Source organism: uncultured Reyranella sp. (assembly GCF_945957355.1).
Classification (GTDB): domain Bacteria; phylum Pseudomonadota; class Alphaproteobacteria; order Reyranellales; family Reyranellaceae; genus Reyranella.
Genome location: NZ_CAMFKM010000009.1, coordinates 122489 through 144373 on the forward strand (window position 1 = coordinate 122489; position 21885 = coordinate 144373).

At 66.0% G+C, this 21885-nt stretch carries 23 protein-coding genes; 16 read left to right on the forward strand and 7 right to left on the reverse strand.

Annotated elements, in window-relative coordinates; all coding sequences use genetic code 11:
* Complete coding sequence (locus Q0Q48_RS16210; protein ID WP_295139702.1) at window positions 1–387, reverse strand: DUF983 domain-containing protein; 387 nt, start codon at window positions 385–387, stop codon at window positions 1–3.
* A 74-nt stretch (window positions 388–461) separates the two neighbouring features.
* On the opposite strand from Q0Q48_RS16210, the gene Q0Q48_RS16215 reads away from it, so the two are divergent.
* The 4 genes from Q0Q48_RS16215 (at window position 462) to argC (ending at window position 5613) form a co-directional block, all read left to right on the forward strand.
* Window positions 462–1835 (forward strand): PLP-dependent aminotransferase family protein, encoded by a 1374-nt coding sequence (locus tag Q0Q48_RS16215; RefSeq protein WP_295139704.1) that lies wholly within the window; start codon window positions 462–464, stop codon window positions 1833–1835.
* 10 nt (window positions 1836–1845) lie between these two features.
* A complete protein-coding gene (locus tag Q0Q48_RS16220; RefSeq protein WP_295139706.1) occupies window positions 1846–3264 on the forward strand; it encodes a cytochrome ubiquinol oxidase subunit I in 1419 nt (472 codons plus the stop codon).
* Complete coding sequence (gene cydB, locus Q0Q48_RS16225; protein WP_295139886.1) at window positions 3261–4268, forward strand: cytochrome d ubiquinol oxidase subunit II; 1008 nt, start codon at window positions 3261–3263, stop codon at window positions 4266–4268. Before Q0Q48_RS16220 ends, cydB begins: the two co-directional genes overlap by 4 nt.
* A gap of 367 nt (window positions 4269–4635) precedes the next feature.
* Window positions 4636–5613, forward strand: a complete 978-nt coding sequence (gene argC / locus Q0Q48_RS16230; protein WP_295139708.1) for an N-acetyl-gamma-glutamyl-phosphate reductase — start codon at window positions 4636–4638, stop codon at window positions 5611–5613.
* A gap of 34 nt (window positions 5614–5647) precedes the next feature.
* Here the strand turns inward: argC and Q0Q48_RS16235 are convergent, their stop codons facing one another.
* Complete coding sequence (locus Q0Q48_RS16235; protein ID WP_295139709.1) at window positions 5648–5995, reverse strand: MliC family protein; 348 nt, start codon at window positions 5993–5995, stop codon at window positions 5648–5650.
* Between the two features lie 49 nt (window positions 5996–6044).
* Here Q0Q48_RS16235 and Q0Q48_RS16240 point away from each other — a divergent pair, with 49 nt between their 5' ends.
* Genes Q0Q48_RS16240 through Q0Q48_RS16255 form a run of 4 tightly spaced genes read left to right on the forward strand, consistent with a single transcriptional unit; the run spans window position 6045 to window position 9155 of the window.
* On the forward strand, window positions 6045–6839 hold the full coding sequence (locus tag Q0Q48_RS16240; protein WP_295139711.1) for an alpha/beta hydrolase: 795 nt from the start codon (window positions 6045–6047) through the stop codon (window positions 6837–6839).
* A gap of 5 nt (window positions 6840–6844) precedes the next feature.
* Window positions 6845–8020, forward strand: coding sequence for a M20 aminoacylase family protein (locus Q0Q48_RS16245; RefSeq protein ID WP_295139713.1), 1176 nt, complete (start codon window positions 6845–6847; stop codon window positions 8018–8020).
* Window positions 8017–8550 carry a hypothetical protein gene (locus Q0Q48_RS16250; protein WP_295139714.1) on the forward strand — a complete coding sequence of 178 codons (534 nt, stop codon included), beginning with the start codon at window positions 8017–8019 and terminating at the stop codon, window positions 8548–8550. Before Q0Q48_RS16245 ends, Q0Q48_RS16250 begins: the two co-directional genes overlap by 4 nt.
* A complete protein-coding gene (locus Q0Q48_RS16255) occupies window positions 8547–9155 on the forward strand; it encodes a DsbA family protein (RefSeq protein WP_295139716.1) in 609 nt (202 codons plus the stop codon). Before Q0Q48_RS16250 ends, Q0Q48_RS16255 begins: the two co-directional genes overlap by 4 nt.
* Here the strand turns inward: Q0Q48_RS16255 and Q0Q48_RS16260 are convergent.
* Together Q0Q48_RS16260 and Q0Q48_RS16265 are read right to left on the reverse strand one after the other, a co-directional pair.
* The gene (locus Q0Q48_RS16260) at window positions 9152–9535 is read right to left on the reverse strand and encodes an HPF/RaiA family ribosome-associated protein (protein WP_295139718.1); all 384 of its coding nucleotides are present in this window, start codon (window positions 9533–9535) and stop codon (window positions 9152–9154) included. The two genes, Q0Q48_RS16255 and Q0Q48_RS16260, sit on opposite strands and share 4 nt — an antisense overlap.
* 326 nt (window positions 9536–9861) lie before the next feature.
* Window positions 9862–10110, reverse strand: coding sequence for a DUF6356 family protein (locus tag Q0Q48_RS16265; protein WP_295139719.1), 249 nt, complete (start codon window positions 10108–10110; stop codon window positions 9862–9864).
* A 108-nt stretch (window positions 10111–10218) separates the two neighbouring features.
* Between Q0Q48_RS16265 and Q0Q48_RS16270 the strand changes: the two genes are divergently transcribed.
* The 3 genes from Q0Q48_RS16270 to Q0Q48_RS16280 all read left to right on the forward strand — a co-directional run bounded on the left by Q0Q48_RS16270 (window position 10219) and on the right by Q0Q48_RS16280 (window position 12807).
* Entirely contained in the window at window positions 10219–10680 is a 462-nt protein-coding gene (locus tag Q0Q48_RS16270; RefSeq protein ID WP_295139888.1) for an Lrp/AsnC family transcriptional regulator, read from the forward strand.
* A 74-nt stretch (window positions 10681–10754) separates the two neighbouring features.
* Window positions 10755–11750 (forward strand): hydroxyacid dehydrogenase, encoded by a 996-nt coding sequence (locus Q0Q48_RS16275; RefSeq protein WP_295139721.1) that lies wholly within the window; start codon window positions 10755–10757, stop codon window positions 11748–11750.
* A gap of 76 nt (window positions 11751–11826) precedes the next feature.
* Window positions 11827–12807 carry an aldo/keto reductase gene (locus Q0Q48_RS16280; protein WP_295139722.1) on the forward strand — a complete coding sequence of 327 codons (981 nt, stop codon included), beginning with the start codon at window positions 11827–11829 and terminating at the stop codon, window positions 12805–12807.
* Here the strand turns inward: Q0Q48_RS16280 and Q0Q48_RS16285 are convergent.
* The gene (locus tag Q0Q48_RS16285) at window positions 12777–13946 is read right to left on the reverse strand and encodes an MFS transporter (RefSeq protein WP_295139724.1); all 1170 of its coding nucleotides are present in this window, start codon (window positions 13944–13946) and stop codon (window positions 12777–12779) included. The two genes, Q0Q48_RS16280 and Q0Q48_RS16285, sit on opposite strands and share 31 nt — an antisense overlap.
* Before the next feature lie 149 nt (window positions 13947–14095).
* Between Q0Q48_RS16285 and Q0Q48_RS16290 the strand changes: the two genes are divergently transcribed.
* From Q0Q48_RS16290 to Q0Q48_RS16310, 5 genes are read left to right on the forward strand one after another with little or no spacing between them, the layout of a single operon-like run.
* Entirely contained in the window at window positions 14096–14854 is a 759-nt protein-coding gene (locus tag Q0Q48_RS16290; protein WP_295139890.1) for a TerC family protein, read from the forward strand.
* Between the two features lie 41 nt (window positions 14855–14895).
* Window positions 14896–15648 carry an SDR family oxidoreductase gene (locus tag Q0Q48_RS16295; protein WP_295139725.1) on the forward strand — a complete coding sequence of 251 codons (753 nt, stop codon included), beginning with the start codon at window positions 14896–14898 and terminating at the stop codon, window positions 15646–15648.
* Between the two features lies 1 nt (window position 15649).
* A complete protein-coding gene (locus tag Q0Q48_RS16300; RefSeq protein ID WP_295139726.1) occupies window positions 15650–16492 on the forward strand; it encodes a phytanoyl-CoA dioxygenase family protein in 843 nt (280 codons plus the stop codon).
* Window positions 16493–16494: 2 nt separating this feature from the next.
* Window positions 16495–17409, forward strand: a complete 915-nt coding sequence (locus Q0Q48_RS16305; RefSeq protein ID WP_295139728.1) for a polysaccharide deacetylase family protein — start codon at window positions 16495–16497, stop codon at window positions 17407–17409.
* Window positions 17364–18650 (forward strand): adenylate/guanylate cyclase domain-containing protein, encoded by a 1287-nt coding sequence (locus tag Q0Q48_RS16310; RefSeq protein ID WP_295139729.1) that lies wholly within the window; start codon window positions 17364–17366, stop codon window positions 18648–18650. The genes Q0Q48_RS16305 and Q0Q48_RS16310 overlap by 46 nt, the downstream gene beginning before the upstream one ends.
* On the opposite strand, the gene Q0Q48_RS16315 is transcribed toward Q0Q48_RS16310, so the two are convergent.
* Window positions 18638–19801, reverse strand: coding sequence for a serine hydrolase domain-containing protein (locus Q0Q48_RS16315; protein WP_295139731.1), 1164 nt, complete (start codon window positions 19799–19801; stop codon window positions 18638–18640). The genes Q0Q48_RS16310 and Q0Q48_RS16315 overlap by 13 nt on opposite strands.
* Entirely contained in the window at window positions 19798–21882 is a 2085-nt protein-coding gene (locus tag Q0Q48_RS16320) for a S9 family peptidase (protein WP_295139733.1), read from the reverse strand. Before Q0Q48_RS16320 ends, Q0Q48_RS16315 begins: the two co-directional genes overlap by 4 nt.
* Between the last annotated feature and the right edge of the window lie 3 nt (window positions 21883–21885).

Here is a 21885-nt window from a genome sequence, read left to right on the forward strand (position 1 = left end):
CTAACAGGGCTCGATACGTTCCTGCTTCGCCGCGGCGAAGCCGTGCATGCCCATGTGCCACTGCAACGCGACGATCATGCCCTTGATTGGCTGAAGCAGGCCGATCGACAGAAGGATCACCAGCGGCGCCCACAGGATCGTGTGCAGCCAGTAGGACGGCTGGTAGGCGATCTCGACATACATGGCGATCGGCACAACCAGGTGGCCGACCAGGAAGATCGTCAGATAGGCGGGGAAATCGTCGGCGCGGTGATGGTGCAGGTCCTCGCCGCAAGCCGGGCAGCGATCGGCCACCTTCACGAAGGCGCGGAACAGCTTGCCCTCTCCACAGGCCGGGCAGCGTCCCATCATGCCCCTCATCAGATAAAGACCGCCCTTCCCAGCCATCGTGTCCTCCTCGGATTGTCGGCTTGTATATCCATACGTGTGGCCATACATTCAAGGACAAGGAGCGATATTGTATGGATTGGAGCCCTACACTCGATGCGGGCGGGCCGGTTTACGAAGGCATCGTGGCGGCGCTCGAGCGCGATATTGCCTCCGGTCGTCTGCATCGTGGCCAACGCCTGCCGACCCATCGCGCCCTCGCCAAGGCCTTGGATGTCGACCTGACGACGGTGACGCGGGCCTACAACGAGGCGCGCCGCCGGGGGCTGACGGATGCACGGGTCGGGCAGGGCACCTTCGTCGCCGAAAATCGCACGCGGCCAGCCAGCCGCGCCGCCGCTGGCATCGACGTCGATCTGTCGATGAACCTGCCGCCGTCGCCCATCGAGGCCGATCTCGAAGGGCGCATTATGCGGGGGCTGGCGACCCTTCAGCGCGACCATGGCTTCTCCGATCTCCTGAGCTACCAGCAGGCGGGTGGCAGCACGGTGGATCGCGGCATCGCGGCCGAGTGGCTGCGGCGGCGTGTTCCCACGGTCCAGGCGGACCGGCTCGTCATCTCTCCCGGCACGCAGAGCGCGCTCATGGCGCTTCTCCTGGCGGTGACGAGGCCGGGCGACGTCGTGCTCACCGACCGGCTTACCTATCCGGGCTTCAGGTCGGCGGCCGCATCGCTCGGCGTGCGTCTCGTCGGCGTGGCGTCGGACGAAGAGGGCATGGATCCCCGGGCGCTCGAGGAAGCCTGCCGCCTTCACGCGCCCAAGGCGGTCTACCTGCTGCCGACGATTCACAATCCGACGACCGCGACAATCGGTCTGCCGCGTCGCGAAGAGCTTGCGGAGGCGGTTCGTCGTCACGATCTGGTGCTGATCGAGGACGACGCTTATGGAAGTTTCGAGCCGGCTCCGCTGCCGATTGCGACGCTCATTCCCGAGCGCAGCTATCTCGCGATGACGCTGTCGAAGTGCATGGCGCCGGGATTGCGTGTGGCCCATGTGCTGGCGCCCGATCGCACCGCCGCGTCGGGCCTTGCCAATGCCTTGCGCACGGTATCGCAGATGCCGGCACCGCTGATGGTCGCGCTGGTCTCGCGCTGGTTCGCCGACGGCAGCGCCGACGCCATCGTGTCGGCCGTCGCTGCGGAGGCTGCGGCCAGACAGGGGCTGGCGATCAAGGCGCTTGCGGGCCAGAGCTACGCAGCTCACGGCAAGGGCCTTCACGTGTGGCTGAGACTGCCCGCGACGTGGACCCGTGCAGAATTTGCGGCGCACGTTCAGCGACAGGGGCTTGCCGTGGTCACGAGTGACAGCTTCAGCGTCGATGGCGAACCGGAACACGCCATCCGCATCGCGCTGGGCGCGGCGCGGAGCCGCGCGGAACTCGTGGCGGCGCTGGACGTACTGGTCGTCGCATTGAAGTCGCCCGCTTACGCGTCGCGCATCGTCTAGGGAGAACATGATGTTCGAGGGACTGGACGCCATCTTCCTCGCCAGACTGCAGTTCGCCTTCACCGTCTCGTTCCATTTCATCTTCCCGTCCTTCTCGATCGGCCTGGCGAGCTATCTCGCCGTGCTCGAAGGCCTGTGGCTGTGGACGGGTCGCCAGGTCTATCTCGACCTCTTCAAGTACTGGCTGAAGATCTTCGCGCTCGCCTTCGGCATGGGCGTCGTGTCGGGCATCGTCATGTCCTATCAGTTCGGCACCAACTGGTCGGCTTTCTCCGACAAGGCGGGCCCGGTGATCGGACCGCTGATGGCCTACGAGGTCCTGACGGCCTTCTTCCTCGAAGCGGGCTTCCTGGGCGTCATGCTGTTCGGCATGAATCGCGTGGGCAAGGGCCTGCACTTCGCGGCGACGCTTGCCGTCGCGGTCGGCACCTTCTTCTCGGCCTTCTGGATCCTCAGCGCCAACAGCTGGATGCAGACGCCGGCCGGCTACGCGATCAATGCGGGCGGCCAGTTCGTGCCGGTCGACTGGTGGGCGGTCATCTTCAATCCGTCCTTTCCGTATCGGCTCGTGCACACCGTGTTCGGCGCCTACCTGACGACGGCGCTGGTCGTTGGCGCGGTCGGTGCGTGGCACCTGTTGCGAGAGCGCGGCAACGAGGGTGCGCGGGTCATGTTCTCCATGGCGATGGGCATGATCACCGTCGTGGCCCCGCTGCAGATATTCGCCGGTGACCAGCATGGGCTGAATACGCTGGAGCACCAGCCCGTGAAGGTCATGGCCATGGAGGGCCACTTCCAGAGCCATCCCGACGGCGCGCCGCTGGTTTTGTTCGGCTGGCCCGACGAGGCCGCCGGCAAGAACCTGTTCGCCGTCGAGATTCCCAAGGCGTCGTCGCTCATCCTGAAGCATTCGTGGGATGCGCCGCTGAAGGGACTCGACACGGTCGACCGCAAGGACTGGCCGCCGGTGCCCGTCGTGTTCTGGTCGTTCCGGATCATGGTCGGCATGGGCATGCTGATGCTGGCCTTGGCGGCATTCAGCCTGCTCGCGAGGATGCGCAGGCACCTCTACGACTGGCCGCTGCTGCATCGCTTCGCGCTGGCGATGGGACCGGCGGGGTTTGTCGCTGTCATCGCCGGCTGGGTGACGACGGAGGTCGGGCGCCAGCCCTATACGGTGTACGGCCTGCTGCGCACGGTCGATTCGGTCTCCGCGCTCGATGCACCGGCGGTCGGCGCCTCGCTGATGGCCTTCGTCATCGTCTACTTCTTCGCCTTCGGGGCCGGGACCTATTACATCCTGAGGCTGATGTCGCATCCGCCGCATCGCGGCGAGGAGGGGCCGCGGCGCGACCAGCCGGTGCGCGCCGCGGGCATCACGCCTGCCCCGGCGGTGGCCGATTCGCTCGCGACCGGCAAGGAGGCCTGATCATGCCGTTCGACCTTCCGATGTTCTTCGCCTTCATCATCGCCTTCGCCATCCTGGCCTACGTCGTCATGGACGGGTTCGACCTTGGCATCGGCATCCTGTTTCCATTCCTGCCGGTCGGCCGCGAGCGCGACAGCGCCATGAATTCGGTGGCACCCGTCTGGGACGGTAACGAGACATGGCTGGTGATGGGCGGCGGCGGCCTGCTCGCTGCCTTTCCGCTGGCTTACGGCATGATCCTCTCGGCCCTCTATGCACCCATCATCGCCATGCTGCTGGCGCTGGTCTTCCGCGGCGTGGCCTTCGAGTTCCGTTGGCGCGACCCGCGCCATCGCGTGCTGTGGGATGTGGCGTTCAGCGGTGGCTCGGTCGTGGCCACTCTCGCGCAGGGCATCACCCTGGGAGCCCTGCTGCAGGGAATCGCCGTCCAGAACCGCACCTATGCCGGCGGCTGGTTCGACTGGCTCACGCCGTTCAGCCTGCTCGTTGGCGTCAGTCTCCTCTGCGGCTATGCGCTCCTGGGTTCGACATGGCTGGTGATGAAGAGCGAGGGCTCCTTGCAGGAGCGTTGCTATCGCCTGGCCTTTCGCCTCGGTATTGCGACGATCGTGGCGATGGCGGCGGTGAGTGCAGCGACGCCTTTCCTGCGCGATGCCTACTGGATGCGCTGGTTCGCCTGGCCGCAGGTCCTGTTCACCGCCCAGGTCCCGCTTCTCGTGGCGATCGTCACCTTCGTTCTGTTCTGGAGCCTGCGCCGCTTGCATCACTACACGCCGTTCCTGATGGCGCTTGCTTTGTTCGGCCTGGGCCTCGCCGGCCTCGGCATCAGCCTCTACCCCAATGTCGTGCCGCCGTCGGTCTCGATCTGGGATGCCGCCGCGCCGCACGACAGCCTGAAGTTCATGCTGCCCGGCGTCCTGGTGATCGTGCCGATCATCCTGGCCTATACCGGCTTTTCCTATTGGGTGTTCCGCGGCAAGACCGGTCACGAGGGCTATCATTGATGCCCAAAGCACGGCAGTGGCTGTGGTTCGTCGGCCTGTGGGCTGGCGGCGTCGGCGTCACGGCGCTGGTCGGCTACGCGATCAAGCTCTGGCTGAAGTAGCCTCCCAGGAGACATTCCGCTTGACGTTCAATCCGGCGGGCGACAGTTTCAAAGAACATGTTCGGGAACCGCAACCTTTGTGATCGATGCCGACGTCGCTGCACCCAAGCGGCGGCTCTTCGGGCTGCGCGTCGATCAGCGTCCGTCGGTGTGGTGACTGCGTCACCCTAGATCCCGCCCGCCGGAATGCTCCGGCCCGCGCTTCCGAACCCCCGCAGCCCCCGCTCCGGGGGTTTTGTTTTGCCCAAACTCCAAAGGACACCATCATGAGCATTCGTGTCGGTATTGTCGGCATCAGCGGTTTTGGCGGCGGCGAGGCGATGCGCCTGGTCGCGAGCCATCCCTCTTTCGAACTGGTCTATGCCGCGGGCGAAGGCAGCGCGGGCAGCCGGTTGGTCGAGCGTTTTCCCGGCCTGCCGGCCAGGCTGGCCGACCTCGTGATCGAGAAGTGGGATCCGCTGACCCTGCCGAAGCTCGACGTGCTGTTCGCCTCCTTGCCGACGGGCGCCTCGGCGGACGCGCTGGCGCGTGTTCCAAAGGACGTGAAGATCGTCGATATCGGCGGCGACCACCGATATGTCGAGGGGTGGGCGTACGGTCTCGCCGATGTCTGGCCGACGGAGATCGCCGGGAGGACCCGCGTCGCCAACCCCGGCTGCTTTCCCGCGGCAACGCTGACCGCGCTGGCGCCGCTGTTGGCTGACAGGCTGATCGAGCCCGGCAACATCGTGATCGACGCCAAGACCGGCATTTCGGGAGCCGGTCGTGGCGGTGCCGACAGCCGCTTCGGCTATGCCGAGAGCAACGAGAACCTGGTGCCTTACGGCCTGCTCAAGCACACCCACATGCCGGAGATGGCCAGGACGATCGAGCGGCTGAGCGGCGGTAGCGCCGCCGGCCTGGTGTTCACGCCGCACCTCGTGCCGATGACCCGCGGCGTGCTTGCCACCATTTACTGCCGCGGCCGCGCCACGACGGACCAGTGTCTGGACGCGGCGCGGCGCTTCTACGCCGGCCGGGCGTTCGTGCGTGTGACTGGCAAGCCGCCACAGACCAAGTGGGCGACCGGCTCGAATCTGTCCTTCGTCAGCTATGCGGCCGATCCGGAGCGCAACCTGGTGATCGCGATGGGCGTGGTCGACAATCTCGGCAAGGGAGCTGCCGGCCAGGCGGTGCAGAATGCGAACCTGATCTGCGGCCTGCCGGAAACTGCGGGGCTCGACGGCGCACCTGTCTGGCCATGATGACGGCGGGCCAAACGCAGCCATATCCGTCGACCTAGGTCGTGCGGCGGGTCGGCCGGCAGTTGAAGGCGAGCGGATTGCCGCCCGTGTCCCGCAGCGTGGCGAGATCGTCGCGGCCGGTCCATTCGGTGGCGGTATTGGCGTAGCGGAAACCCGGCGCGCTGCCCTGGTACTCCAGCCGCCACGTGCGGTCGCCGAGCGTCACCGAGGCGCGGTTCTTCGCGTAGACTACCGACACTTCCTTGCGGCCGTCGCAGAGATAGGCGATCCCGGTCGGCGTCGCCTCGTCGGGCGCCGGCCGCGGAATCGTGGTGGTCAACGGTTGCTCCTTCGGAGCGCAGCCGCCAATCAGGATCAACGCGAGAATCGACAGGCGCTTCATGGTGCGCTTTCCTCCTGGGCCGACCATAGCAAATCGCCGAGGAGACGGAATGGCCCTGTTCAAGCTGCGCGACGGCGCCGAACTCTACTACGAGGTCCATGGCAGCGGCCCCGCGCTGTTTCTGGTCGCCGGCCTCGGCGGCGATGGCCGCTGGTGGAGCGACAACGTGTCCGAGCTGGCGAAGAATTTCACCGTCGTCGTGCACGATCATCGCGGCACCGCGCGCAGCAGCCTTTCGAGGATCGACTACAGCGTCGAGCAGATGGCCGACGATGCGCTCCAGCTCATCGAGGGGCTGGGCTACGACAAGGTCCACTGGTGTGGACATTCGACCGGCGGCGCGATGGGACAGATTCTCGCGATCGAACATCCCGCCCGGATCGACCGGCTGGTGCTCAGCGCCACCTGGGCGAAGACGGATGCCTTCTTCCGCCGTCTGTTCGAGGTGCGGTCGCTGATGCTGCGCGAGTTGGGACCGGCAGCCTATCTGAAGTCGAGTGCGCTGGCGTTGAATTCGCCGGCCTGGGTCCGTGACCACGATGCCGACCTCGTGGCCGCCGAGGCGAAGGCGCTGCAGACCATTCCCGTTCCCGAGATCGTCCTCTCGCGCATTGCCGCCATCGTGGCGCATGACCGGCGCGAGCAGCTGCAGAAAGTGACGGCGCGTACCCTGGCCCTCTGTGCCCGCGACGATACGGTGACGCCGCTCTATTTCACCGAGGAGCTGGTGCGCCTGATCCCGGGCGCACGCGCCTATGTGCTGCCGGACGGCGGCCATGCATATCCGAACGTGCACGGCGCGGAGTTTCGTCGTGTAATGACCGCCTTCCTTTTGGAGTCCTGACCGCCATGAAGATCGAACCGCTGATCGCCGCCGCCGCCGCCGAGCTGACCGCCATCCGGCGCGACATCCACGCGCATCCGGAGCTGGGCTTCGAGGAGGAGCGGACCAGCACCATCGTCGCCCAGAAGCTGAAGGAGTGGGGCTGCGAGGTCACGACGGGCATTGGCAAGACCGGCGTTGTCGGCACCATCCGGGTCGGCAACAATCCGCGCGCCATCGGCCTGCGGGCCGACATGGACGCGCTGCCGATGGACGAGCTCAACACCTTCGACCATCGCAGCACGCACAAGGGCCGCATGCATGCCTGTGGCCATGACGGCCATACCGCGATGCTGCTGGGCGCCGCCAAGTATCTCGCCGCGACCCGCAACTTCGACGGCACGGTGCATCTCATCTTCCAGCCGGCCGAAGAAGGGCGCGGCGGCGCCGAGGCGATGGTCAAGGACGGGCTGTTCCAGAAGTTCCCGTGCGAGATCATCTTCGGCATGCACAACAGGCCGAAGCTCGACGTCGGCAAGTTCGCCATCCGCTCGGGCCCGCAGATGGCGGGCGGCGGCCTGTTCGACATCCACATCACCGGCAAGGGCGCCCATGGAGCACGCCCCGAGGCCGGCATCGATCCAGTGATCATCGCGACCCAGATCATCTCGGCGCTGCAGAGCGTCGTGTCGCGCAACGTGGCACCGCTCGATTCGGCGGTGATCTCGGTCACGCAGATGCACGCGGGCGACGCCTACAACGTGATCCCGCAGGAAGCCGTGCTGCGCGGCACGATTCGCGCCTTCCGGAAGGAGACGATGGCGCTGATCAAGGAGCGTATCGAGACGATCTCCAGCGGCATCGCCGCGAGCCTGGGCGGCAGCGCCAAGGCCGACGTGCGCATCGCCTTCCCGCCGCTGGTGAACGACAAGGACGCGGTGAAGTTCATCGCCGACGTGGCGGCCGAGATCGTCGGACCTGAGAACATGAACCGCGAGGGGCCGTTCGTGATGGCTTCCGAGGATTTCTCCTACATGCTGGAAGAGGTCCCGGGCGCCTTCATCAACATCGGCAACGGCGGCGGCGAGGGCGGCTGCGAGGTCCATAATCCCAGCTACGACTTCAACGACGAAGCGCTCACCCTGGGCTCGACCCTGTGGGCACGCGTGGTCGAGAAGCGGCTGGCGAAGGACGCGCGTTGAGCACCGCCGGCGACGGCACCGGCCGGCACTGGCTGGCCCGGGAACTGCCCTATGTGGCGATGCTGGCCCTGGCGGTCGGCGGCGTCATCCTCACCGGCTTCCGGGGGCCCACGACCTACGCCTACTGGATGGTCCTGGCGCCGATCTACGGCCTCGCCTGCGTGATGTCGGGATGGCGGGAGGTCGACAAGACGGCCGATCACCTGCGGCTCATCGTGACGCAGGCGCTGCACTGGCTCGCCTTCCTGGCGGCGATGTGGCTGATGTTCCTGCCGGAGGTGCGCGGCGTGGTGAACGACAATGCGACCAGTCTCGCGCTCCTGATCCTGCTGGCGCTCGGCACCTTCGTGGCGGGCGTTCACGCGCGGGTCTGGCGTATCTGCCTGGTCGGCCTGTTCCTCGCTCTGTCGGTGCCAGCCGTGGCGTGGATCCAGGATTCGGCCATGCTGCTGCTGGTCGGCACGTTGATGGTCGTCGCGGTCGGCGGCGTGTTCTGGTGGCTGTGGAGGCGCGAGAGGAGCGCGCCGTGACGGAGCGTACGAAGGTCATCCTGTGGAGCGACTATGTGAGTCCCTACGCCTTCGTGGCGAAGGCGTGGGCTTACGAACTCGAGGCTGACTACGAGATCGACCTCGACTGGCGCCCCTACACGCTCGACATCGCCTCGTTCCAGGGCTCGGTCGAGCAGCGCGATCCGCATCACTGGCGCCGCGTGCGCTATGCCTACATGGACGCCCGCCGCTTCGCCAACAAGCAGGGCCTGACCCTGATGGGGCCGAAGAAGATCTACGATGCACGGGCGATCAATGCCGGAATGCTCTACGCCCAGCAGCATGGCGTCTTCCGTGCCTACAACGATCTCGCGTTCGATCGTTTCTGGCGTCGCGCTCTCGATCCTGAAAGCATCGAAGCCGTCAGTGTGGCGCTCGAGCAGGCGGGCGCGCCCCCGGGATTCGGCTCCTTTCTCGAAGGCGAAGGTGGCGCGCGCCACGACTCGCTCCGCAGCGAAGCCGAAGCATCGGGCATCTTCGGCGTCCCGAGCTTCGTTCTCGACGGCGAGATCTTCTGGGGCGGCGATCGAGTCTTTCTCCTGAGAGAAAGACTCGACGAAAAAGGCGTGCCGCGGCGGCGCTAGCCCTCGGCGCGATCCAGCGTGCGCTCGACGCGCTCATGCAGATTCTTGACGTCGCCCCGCTGCTTGCGCGCCCGTTCCTTGATCTGGCGCTTTGCGCGGCGAAACGCGTCGTTCACCGCGAAGGTCGGATCGGCAAGCCGCTCGTCGTCATGCGACGTATGGTCGATGTTCACGTCGATATGGCCCGGCAGGGCGATGTGGATGTTCACGCTGAAGAGGTTGCTCGTGCGGTGATGCCGGTCCGGGACCTGCACGACCACCTGGCAGGACGTCAGCCGGCCATAGAGCTTCTCGAGCGTCTCGATGTGTTCGGAGATCAGCGTGTTCAACGCTTCGCTCGGCGTGCCGCCCTGATAGCTGATGCGTACCGGTGTTTCCATTACAGCCTCCGCTTCTGTTCGCTTCCCCCGCGGAAAACGTAGCATGTCGGGAAGGGGTTGCGCTTCTGTAGAGGGCATCCCGGGCACCCTCATTTCATGACATAGGTCGCCGGTGTCGCGTGCCCTAGGGGCGTCGCGAAAATAAATTCGATGACCGACTGCGTCCCGGTGGCGGCAAATTTTGGTGGAATGATGCGCTGTCGCCAGCGGCCGGAACCACGCGAAATTCGCCCGCGGGCACGCTTTGCGCGAGGCGGTCGGTTCAGTTCGCCGGGACTCGAATAGAAGAAATGCGGATGCCCAAGGGGGCAGGCCGAGGAGCTCGGCTAGTCGCCTGCGGCGACGACCGTCGCGTCGTCCTTCGCCGGACGCACCACGCGATGGCTCACCATGCGGTGATGAAGCGTGCGGACCGTGTCGCTTCCGCGGGTCAGGCATACCCAAGGGAGGATACCGTGCACGAAACAGGCGAGCGAGCCAACCAGCATCCTGGCGCCGAAACCGAAGGCCATGCCCATGTGCTGGAAATAGGTCTCGTTGACCGAGGCGGGGTGGTCGGTGAAGCGGCGGAACATGAGCAAATTGTACCGGCCATCGCAGGAAACGGCTTGCTACCTTCCCCGTGCGGAGCCCAAACTTGAGAATACAATTCTTCGGGGAAGCCAATGGCCGGAAAATTTACACTGGATTCCTTCGACAAAAAGATCCTGGATTGCCTCCAGGACAATGCCGACATGCCGCTGGCCGAAGTAGCGAAACGCGTCGGCCTGTCGACCACGCCATGCTGGCGGCGCATCAACCGGCTGCAGGAAGAGGGCATCGTGCGGTCGCGCGTGGCGCTGCTCGACCGCAAGGCCGTCAACGCACACGTCACCGTGTTCGTGGCGGTTCGGACGGCGCAGCACAATGCCCAGTGGCTGACCCGCTTTGCCAGGGCGGTGGCCTCCTTTCCCGAGGTCATGGACTGCTATCGCATGAGCGGTGAAATCGACTACCTGATCCGGCTCGCGCTGCCCGACATCGAGGCCTACGACGCCTTCTACAAGCGCCTGATCGCCAAGATCGAACTGTCCGACGTCACCTCGATGTTCGCGATGGAGGAGATCAAGTCCACCACGCGGTTGCCCTTGAACTACCTGCCTTAGCGGCTGGCTCTGGCCTCCCACGCCGGTGAGCCTTAGGATCGCGCCCGTTTGCACAGCATGATCCAGGGGAAACGATGAATACGGGCCCGAATACAGGCAAGAATCGCAAGAAGGTGCTGATCGTCGGCCGCATGCCGGAGGCGGGAATCGCCGTCCTCAAGGCGCGCGACGATGTCGACTACGAGATCCTGACGGACGACCGGGTCCCGTCGCTCCACCCCAAGCTCAAGGACGCGAATGCCGTGACCCTCGGCGCCACCCCGTTCCGGCAGGCCGAGCTCGATGCGGCGCCCGGCATGATGGTGGTGGCCCGCCTCGGCGTCGGCTTCGATGCCGTCGAGATCCCGGCGCTCAACAAGCGCAAGATCCCGCTGATGACCACCGGCATCGCCAACTCGGTGTCCGTGGCCGAGCATGCGATGTACATGATGCTCGCCGCGTCGCGCCTCACCAAGAAGTCCGACCGCTGGGTGCGCACCGGCGCCTGGGCCGAACGGCTGAGCGACCTGCCGTCCGACGTCGCGGGCAAGAAGGTGCTGGTCGTCGGCATGGGCCGTATTGGCTCGCGCACGGTCAAGCGCTGCGTCGCGTTCGAGATGGACACCTATGTGCTCGATCCAAACATGTCGAAGGCCGACGTCGAGAAGGCCGGCGCCACCAAGGTCACTGATCTCAAGGCGATCCTGCCAGAGGTCGACTATGTGTCGATCCATTGTCCGAAAGGGCCGGAGACGATCGACATGTTCAACACAGAGACACTGGGGCTGATGAAGCCGACGGCGTTCCTGGTGAACACGGCGCGCGGCGGCATCGTCAACGAGGACGCGCTATACGCTGCCCTGAAGGGCGGCAAGCTGCGCGGGGCGGGCCTCGACGTGCTCGACCGCGAGCCGCCCGATCCGACGAACAAGCTGTTTGAGCTGGAGAACGTGTTCTTCAGCCCACACATGGCCGGCGTCACCCAGGAAGCCAGCGACCGCATGGCCGTCACCGCCATCGAGAACATCCTGAGCGTTTTCGACGGAAGGCCCAATGCGGCGAACGTCGTGAACAAGGAAGTGCTCGGCTGAGGCCGGGCTTCACGAGAGTCGAAAGGCGGCATCGGTCGACGGCGACCGGTGCCGCAGCTTTTTAAGGGGGGTATCGATGAAGTACGGACCGCTCGGCCGCTCGGGCCTGATCGTCAGCAGGATCTGCCTGGGAGGAAATTCCTGGGGCGCCAAGGGCCGGCGGGGCTGGGGCAAATTCGACGAGTCGGAGGCGCCGGCCTATTTCAGGCGCGCGCTCGACGTCGGCATCACCTTCTTCGACACCGCCGATACCTACAATTTCGGCCGCTCCGAGGAGATCATGGGCGCCACGCTCATGAAGATGGCCAGGCGCGAGGATTTCGTGCTGTCGACCAAGGTCGGCATCCGCATGAGCGAGAACCAGAACGACGTCGGCACCGGCCGCAAGCACCTGATGGCCTCGGTCGATGCGCAGCTGAAGCGTCTGCAGACAGACTATATCGACGTCTACCAGGTCCATCGCCTCGACCCGCACACGCCGATCGAGGAGACCATGTATTCGCTCGACCAGATCGTGCGCTCCGGCAAGGTCCGCTACATCGGCGGTTCGACCATGCCGGCCTACAAGTTCGCACAGATGATCATGATCGCCGACTGGAAGGGTTATGCCAGGCCGATTGCCATGCAGAACCTCTACAACCTGATCCAGCGCGAGGAGGAGCATGAGATGAATCGGCTCTGCCACGAGCAGGGCGTCGGTCTGATTCCCTATTCGCCGCTGGCGCGCGGCTTCCTCGCGGGCAACCGCAGCAAGGACGGCGGCGGCACCACCGAGCGCGCGAAGAACGATACGGTCGTGAAGGACGGCACCTACCGCGATTGCGACTGGGAAATCGTCGAGCGGCTGAAGAAGATCGCGAGCGGGAAGGGCTGCACGCCGGCCCAGGCGGCGCTCGCCTGGCTGCTGCACAAGCCATACATGGGCTCGCCGATCATCGGCGCGACCGATCTCGAGCAGCTGACCTCGGCGGCCAAGGCGACCGAGATCACGCTCACGCCTGAGGAATGCAAGGAGCTCGAGGCGCCCTACGCCTTCCGCGTTTCGCCGGTCAACTGAGCGCGCCGGCCGATCGCGGCGGAGAACCAGAAGGCCAGCAGCGGCAGCACGAGGGCGGCCGCCCAGAAGACGGGCGGCGCGCCCCAGCGGTCGACGATGGGAGCGGCGATGGGCACGCCAATCGCCTGGCCCACGAACAGGCAGAGAGCGAACAGCGCCATGCCGGCGCCGCGGGCCTCCGGCGCCATCTGGGTGCCGTTGGTCTGCAGCGTATTGTGGAGCATGTAGAACGAAACGCCGGAGAGGACGATGGCGGCGAACTCGATCTCGGCGGTCGGCGCCAGCGCCATGGCCGCGAAGGCGATGCCCAGTCCCGTGCCACCCCATGTGCAGAGGCCGCGCTCGCCCAGGATGCGCACGAGGTGGTGCGCCACCATCACGTAGAGGAAGCCCCCGGCGCCGAAGGCCGCGACCGCCAGTCCGATGGCGGCGAAGCCCAGGTCGAAGCGCTGGTGCAGGTCGGCGCCGACGAAGGTGAAGGCGCCCCAGAAGACGCCGCCCTCCAGCGCCACGACCAGGATGACCGTCATGGCCCAGGGTCTTTTGAGGACACCGACCATCTGGCCGATCATCGAGCCCGCTGCCCGTTCGCCCGGGCGGGCGATGTCGGGCCGGGCGCGCATCACGGCGAACAACGCGGCACCGGCCATGATGTAGATCGCCGCCAGAACCCAGAAGACCGAGCGCCAACCCAGCCAGTCGCCGATGGCTCCGCCCAGCGCCGATCCGGTCATAAGGCCCAGCGTCTGGCCGGTCAGGAAGCGGGCGAGCGTCGCCTGCCGCTTCTCGTAGCTCACATTGTCGCCCACCCAGGCGATGGCGAGCGGGATGATCGCCGAACCGGTCACGCCCGTCAGGAAGCGCGCCAGGGTGAGCATCCCGAGCGACGTCGAGATTGCGCCCAGCATGCAGCAGAGGGCGGCGCCGATGCAGGCGATGGCGACCACCGGCATCTTGCCGTAGCGATCGCCGAACGGCCCATGCACCAGCACGAAGACGCCGTTGGCAAACAGGAAGGCCGTGGCGGCGATCGAGGCCGCGCCGACCGTGACGCCGAAGGAAGCGGAGAGCTGCACCAGCAGCGGGTCGATCACCCTCATGTTGGCGGCCGACGCGAAGGCGGCGACCGACAGTAGCACGATGGCAATCGTGGGCGCGGCAGGAGGGACGCTGGGGGACGGCCGCGGTGGAACGGCGGGGGAAGGCATCGGTTGCGGGCTTACCGGCTCGGACCCGCAAAAGAAAGGTCTCTTGGCGCGACCCAGCAATGACCTATGGTGGTGGGATGATGGAAGAGCTTCTCGTCCTCGCCCGCGATCCGCATGCCTGGGCCGCGTTGGCGACCCTCATCGTCATGGAAGTCGTGCTGGGCATCGACAACCTGATCTTCATTTCCATCCTGACCAACAAGCTGCCGGAGGAGAAGCGGTCGAGCACCCGCCGAATCGGCATCGCGCTCGCGGTGATCCTGCGGCTCGGGCTGCTCAGTGGTGTCGCCTTCATCGTCCAGCTCACGGCGCCGCTCTTTTCACTGTTCGGCCATGGATTTTCCTGGCGCGATCTCATCCTGATCGGCGGTGGCCTGTTCCTGATCTACAAGGCGACCAGCGAGATTCACGACCATGTCGTGGGAGAGCATGAGGGCGAGGGGGATGTCGCCGGCAAGGTCGTGCGCGTCACCGTGGCGGGTGTGATCGGCCAGATCCTGATCCTCGATCTGGTGTTCTCGCTCGACAGCATCATCACTGCCGTGGGCATGACCGACGACATCCCGATCATGGTGATCGCCGTCGTCGTGGCTGTTGGCCTGATGCTTGCTGCTGCGGATGGTCTGGCCAGGTTCATCGGCAACAATCCGACCATCGTCATGCTGGCGCTGGGCTTCCTGCTGATGATCGGCATGACCCTGATCGCCGACGGCATGGGCGTGCACGTACCCAAGGGCTATATCTATACGGCCATGGCTTTCTCGGGCCTGATCGAGGGGCTGAACATGATGGCGCGTCGCGCGCAGCGCAGACGTCCACTGCGCAAGCGACCACGCTGACGCGCTGACAAGGGAGGCGGCCGCGGGCTAAGCTTCTCGCCATGAAGCTCAAGGATCAGGTGGCCATTGTCACCGGTGCGGCATCCGGAATCGGCGCCGCGACCGCACGATTGTTCGCAGCCGAGGGCGCCAGGGTCGCGCTGGTCGATCTCGACGAGGCGGGGCTTGCGAAGGTCGCCGCCGAGATCGCCGGCGACACCCTCATCATCCCCGCTGACGTCAGCAACAACGAACAGGCACGCGCGGGCGTGGCGAAGGTGCTGGAGAAATGGGGCCGCGTCGATGTCCTGGTGACGGCCGCCGGTGCCTCTTTCGGGGGCACGGTCGACAAGGTCGACGAGGCGACCTGGGATCGCACCTTCGCAATCAACGTGAAGGGCACCTTTCTCTGGGTCCACCACGCCATCAAGCCGATGATCGCGGCAAAGTCCGGCGCCATCGTCACGCTGGGCTCGCAGCTCGCCCAGTCGAGCCTGGGCACCAACGTGGCCTATATCGCCTCCAAGGGCGCCATCGTCTCCTTCACCAAGACCGTCGCCGTCGATCATGCCGCCCAGGGCATCCGCATCAATGCGCTGATGCCGGGCGTCATCGACACGCCGATGCCGGCGCGCTCGCTGAAGCGCCAACCCGACCCCGAGGCCGCGCGCGCCTTCTGGAAGGTGCGCCATCCGATGGGCCGCATCGGCCAGCCGGAGGAAGTGGCCAAGGCGGCCCTCTTCCTGGCTTCTTCGGATTCCTCCTTCACCACGGGCTCGCTGCTGTTCGTCGACGGCGGCTGGACGGCGCACTGACATGCCAAAGAAGCTCACACCCGAACAGGTCGAAGCCTATGCGCGAGACGGCTATGTCTGCCCGGTCGACGCCTTCTCGACCGAACGCACACGGGCCTGGCGCGACAGGCTCGAAGCCTTCGAGCGCGCGCAGGGCCAGAAGCTGACGCGCGGCCACAATTTCAAGCCGCATCTTCTCTTTCCCTGGGTCGACGAGATCGTCCATTCGCCCGAGGTGCTCGACGCGGTCGAGGATCTGATCGGACCCGACATCCGCCTGTTCCATCTCAGCGTCTGGCCCAAGGACGCAGGTTCCGGCGCCTATGTGAGCTGGCACCAGGACGCGACCTACTTCGCGCTGGAGCCCGCCTGCCATGTCACCGCCTGGGTTGCGCTCTCCGACGCGCCGGTCGAGGCGGGCTGCATGGAGGTCGTGCCGGGGTCGCACAAGCTCGGCCAGCTGCCGCATGCCGAGATGCAGGATCCGGAGAATTTGCTGTCGCGCGGCCAGGAGCTGACGGGCGACTTCGACCGCAGCCGGACGGCCTTTATGCCGGTGAAGGCCGGCCAATTCTCGTTGCACCATACGCACCTCGTCCACAATTCGCGGCCCAACCGCTCGACCGATCGGCGCATCGGCCTCGGCATCAGCTACATCCCGACCTGGGCGCGTTGCACCTCGCCGACGCGGGTGAGCGCCATGCTGGTGCGCGGCGAGGACAAGTATGGCCACTTCGACGACGAGCGCCGGCCGGTCCAGGAAGCGGGGCCAGAGGAGCGCGCCTTCCATGCGGAAGCGGTCGACAGGTTCCGGCGAATGAATACCGAGCAGACCGACAACAAGGTTGCGGTCGTCAAGAGGTAGGAATGCACACGATCAGGCTGCCGTATCACGACCGCTATCCCTATTCGCCGATCACCCAGCGCAAGGACTATTCGTGGCCCGGGGGCAAGCGGCTCGCGGTCTATCTCGGTCTCAACATCGAGCATTTCGCTTTCGGGGCGGGCGAGGGACACCTTCTCACCGTTGCCAATCCGCCACCTGACCCTCGCACCTTCGCCTGGCGCGACTACGGCAACCGGGTCGGCGTCTGGCGCTGCCTCGAACTGTTCGACGAGCTCAACCTGCCGGCCGCGCACCTGATCAACACGACGGTGTTCGACTATGCGCCACAGATCGTCGATGCGCTGAAGGCGCGCGGCGACGAGTTCATCGGTCATGGCCGCACCAACGCCGAGCGCCACGGCGGCATGTGGGAGGCCGACGAGAAGCGCTTCCTGCAGGAGATCAGCGACGCCATCGAGAAGGCGTCGGGCAAGCGACCGCGCGGCTGGATGGCGCCGTGGATGGCCTCGACCCGCGTCACGCCCGATCTCCTGAAGGAGACGGGTTACGACTTCCTGATGGACTGGCCAAACGACGACCAGCCGATCTGGATGAAGACGCGCTCGGGACCGCTGATGAGCGTGCCCTATCCGATCGAGGTCAACGACAGCCCGCAGGTTCTGGTGCGCCACCACAGCGGCGACGAGTTCCGCGACATGATCATCGCCCAGTTCGAGGAGCTGCTGCGGCAGTCCGCGAAGCAGCCGCTGGTCTGCGGCATCGCGCTCCACACCATGATCGTGGGCCAACCCTATCGGCTGCGGGCGCTGCGCGAGGCGCTGTCGCACATCGCCAATCATCCGCAGAAGGACAAGGTCTGGTTCACGCGGCCGAGCGACATCTACGATCATTGCGCCGCTCTACCGGCGGGAACGATGACGCCGCCGACGACGTAAGCGGTGACGCCGTGACGCCGATCGATCTCGCGGGCTGGTTGGCACAGGCTGGCCTCCGCAACATGCTCCTGGAGGAGCTGGTCGACGGTTTCGGTCGCCGCCTCAATGAGGCGGACCTGCGGGTCGAGCGCATGTTCCTGGGCATGAACACGCTCCATCCCATGGTGCGGGCGCGCAGTCTGATCTGGGATGCGGCCGGAGGAATCGGCCAGCATTTCGAGTTCGCCCATTCCGAGATCGATTCGACCGAGATCCGGAGCAGCCCGTTTGCGACGATGCTGCTTGACGGCATCAGCGAGCGCCGTCGCCGCGTCGATGGGATCGACGATCTGGGCGGTGTCCCTGTCTTCGAGGAGCTGCGTGCCGCCGGGATGACCGAATGGATCGGATGGGTCCAGCCGTTCGGGGAATTGTCGCTACAGGTCGGCACTCCGGCCGAGGCCGAGCATTCGGAGCGGCTAGGACTTGTGGTCTCCACCTCGACCGACCGGTCGGACGGTTTTCGCGAAGCAGATGTCGCCTTCCTGCGCGAGGTTCTGCCTGTCTTCGCCCTTGCCGTGAAGGCCATCAGCATGCGTGGCATCGGCCACGGGTTGCTCGCGGCCTATCTCGGCGACGATCCGGCGGGCCGCATTCTGGCCGGCACGGTTCGGCGCGGCGAGGTGCAGAGTGTCGAGGCCGTGGTGCTCTTCACCGATCTCAGGGGCTTCACGGCGCTCGCCGACACGATGCCGGGCCATGAGGTGATCGCGCTGCTCGACGACTACTTCAACTGCATGGTCCAACCGATCGTCGCGCGGGACGGGGAAGTGCTCAAGTTCATGGGCGACGGCATGCTGGCGGCTTTCGCGGTGGTGCTCGACGACCGGGCCGAGGTCTGTGCCACGGCGCTGGCGGCGGCTGAGGAGATACTGGCCCGCATCGACGCACTGAACATCGACCGGCGCAATTCCGGCCAAAGGGCGACATCGCTCGACGTCTCCCTGCACATCGGCCGGGTCCTGTACGGCAACGTCGGCTCCGATTCGCGGCTCGATTTCACGGTGATCGGTCCTGCGGTGAACGAGGCCTCGCGCATCGAGGCGCTCTGCCAGCCGCTCGGCCAGTCGCTGCTGATGTCGCAGGCATTCGCCGAGGCGGCGACCGCGAGCCGCGACCGGCTCGTGTCGCTCGGCCGTCACCGCCTGAGGGGCGTGCGGGAGGAAACGGAGCTGTTCGGTCTCGCTGGTCAGCGCCCGTAGACCGCGCTCTCGAAGGCGTAGAACAGCGGCAGCGACTTCACGTCGGCGAAGGGCAGGATCTGGGTCATGTAGACGCCGCCCAGGCGCTTCCTGCGATCGATCCAGTAGTAGGTGTTGGGCAGGCCGGCCCAGCAGAGGCTGCCGGCCGAGCGGCCGGTCGGCGCTTCTTCGTTGTTGATCAGGAAGCTGAGGCCCCACTGCTTGGTGATGCCGGGGAAGAATTCGGCATCGTTGGACAAAGCGGGCATCACGGTCTTCAGCAAGGTCACGGTCGAGTCGCCCATCGAATTGGTGGCCATCGCATCGACTGTCTCTGGCTTCATCACGACCTCGCCGCGCGCCGACCTGCCGCCGTCCAGCACCATGCGCACGAACTTCAGATAGTCGTTGGCCGTCGAGTAGAGACCGCCGCCGCCCGCTTCGAATTCGGGATCCTGCGGGACTTCGCGCTTCAGGTCGGCGACCAGGCTGCCATCTTCCTTGCGGTGATGGACCCTGGCCATGCGGGCGCGCATCGCCGGGGTGAGGCGGAAGGCGCTGCTGTCCATGCCGAGCGGGCCGAATAGATCTTCGTGCATCACCTGGCCGAGCTTCCGGCCCGTGACCGCCTCGACCATCTTGCCGGCCCAGTCGATGCCGATCCCGTACTGCCAGCGCGTGCCGGGATCGAACAGCAGGGGCGTCGTCAGCGACTTGTCGAGGCCGGCGCCGATGGTCGGTACGTCCATGACCTCGCGATACTGCAGGATCTCCGGGTTCCAGATGTCGTAGCCGAAGCCCGCCGTGTGGGTGAGCAGATGGCGCAGGGTAATGTCGCGCACCGGCTTGCGCAGCCGCGGCTTGCCTGCGGCATCGAAGCCTTCCAGCACCTGTACCTCGCCGAGATAGGGAATCACGCTCTTCGCCGGCGCATCGAGCTTCAGTGCGCCGCGCTCGACCTGTTGCATCGCCACGGCGCCGGTGACGGCCTTGGTCATCGAGGCGAGCCAGACGACGGTGTCGGGCGTCATGTCGGCGTCCTGTCCCAGGATCGCCTTGCCGAACCCGCCCTCGTAGATCGTGCCATTGCCGTCGGTTGCGACGGCCGCGACGCCGGGTACGTCGCCGCGCTGCACGGCGTCGTTCAGGATCGTATCGATGCGCGTTTTCATGGCTTGGCTCCTGCAAGACCAACGGTATCCAGGGCGAAGGCGTAGCCGATCGCCACCTCGTCGAGGCGGGAGAAGCGGCCCGAGGCGCCGCCATGACCCGCGCCCATGTTGGTGTGCAGGATCACCGGCCCGCCACCCGTGATGGTCGCACGCAGCCGCGCCACCCATTTGGCCGGCTCCCAATAGGTCACGCGTGGGTCGGTGAGCCCGGCCATCGCCAGGATCGCCGGATACTGCTGTGCCGCGACATTGTCGTAGGGCGAATAGGAGCGGATGGTGTTGAACGCCACTGGATCGGTGATCGGATTGCCCCACTCGGGCCATTCCGGCGGCGTGAGCGGCAGCTTGTCGTCGAGCATCGTCGCCAGCACGTCGACGAAGGGCACTTCGGCGAGGATGCCGGCGAACAGGTCGGGCGCCCGGTTGGCGACCGCGCCCATTAGCATGCCGCCCGCACTGCCGCCGTGGCCGACGATACGCTTGGCCGAAGTGTACCTGGCCTCGACCAGCGCGCGACCGGCAGCGACGAAATCGTCGAACGTGTTGGTCTTCTTCTCGCGCTTCCCGTCGAGATACCAGGACCAGCCCTTGTCGGAACCGCCTCTGATATGGGCGATTGCATAGACGAAGCCGCGATCGACCAGCGACAGGCGATTCGCCGAGAAGGAGGCCGGCATCGCCATGCCGTAGGAGCCGTAGCCGTAGAGCAGGAGCGGTGCGCTGCCATCGCGCACCAGGTCGCGCCGATGCAGGATCGACACCGGCACCTCGGCGCCATCGTGCGCCTTCGCCGTGATGCGCGTCGTGACATAGGCGGCGGGATCGTGACCGGAGGGGATTTCCTGACGCTTGCGCAACACACGCTGCCGCGTCGCCATGTCGTAGTCGTAGACCTCCGACGGTGTCGTCATCGACGAGTAGACGAAGCGCATGACCGTCGTGTCGAACTCGTAGCCGCCGACCATATCGAGCGAATAGGCGGTCTCGTCGAAGGCGATCGTGTGCTCGGCCTGGGTGGCGAGATCGCGGATCACGATCGAGGGGAGGGCATTGCTGCGCTCCAGTCGTACGAGATGGCCGGCAAAGAGCTCGATGCCGAGGACGTAGGTGCCCGGCCGGTGCGGCACCAGCTCGCGCCAGTTGGCGCGTTCGGGGGCAGCCAGCGGCGCCGTGACGATCTTGAAATCGATGCCGCCGCCTTCGTTGGTGAGGATGAACAAATCCTTGCCGCGATCGGCCACGCTGTAGCGCACGCCCGTCTCGCGCGGCGCGACCAGGCGCGGCGCGGCGTCGGGCACGGAGAGATCGATCAGCCATTCTTCGGTGGTATCGTGGTCGCCGCCCGAGACGACGCAGAAGCGGCCGCTGGCGCTTTCACCGATATGGGTGAACCAGCCGACGTCCTTCTCCTCGTAGACGAGGACGTCGTCTGCCTGTGACGTGCCCAGCCGATGCCGGAAGACCTTGAGCGGGCGATGGTTCTCGTCGACCTGGACGTAGAAGAAGAACGACGAATCGCGTCCCCAGACGACGCTGCCACCGGTCTCCGTCAGCGTGTCGGGCAGGTCCTCGCCGGTATCCCAGCGCCGGACGCGCAGGGTGAAGTATTCCGAGCCGCGCAGGTCGGCGCTCCACGCTTCGAGCTTGTGGTCGGGCGAATGCCGCGTGCCGCCGAACTTGAAATAGTCCGATGTCCTGGCCAGCGCATCGCCGTCCAGGATCGTCTGCATTTCGCCCCCGTCGCGCGGCGTGCGCCCGATCTGCTGGTGCTGGCCGCCCTGGCGGAACTTCCAGAGATAGGAAAACGGCCCATCGGGCGTCGGCACGCCGGAATCGTCCTCCTTGATGCGGCCGCGCATCTCGGCGACCAGCGTCTTCTGCAGCTCCTTCGTCGGTCCGAGCCTCTCCTCGGCATAGGCGTTCTCGGCCTCGATGTAGACACGGATGTCTGGATCGAGCCGCGACGGATCGCGCAGCACCTCCTGCCAGTTCTCGTCCTTCAGCCACGCATAGTCGTCGATGACCGTGACGCCGTGCAGGGTGCGCTGCGACGGCCGCCGCGGCGCGATCGGAGGCTTCATCGT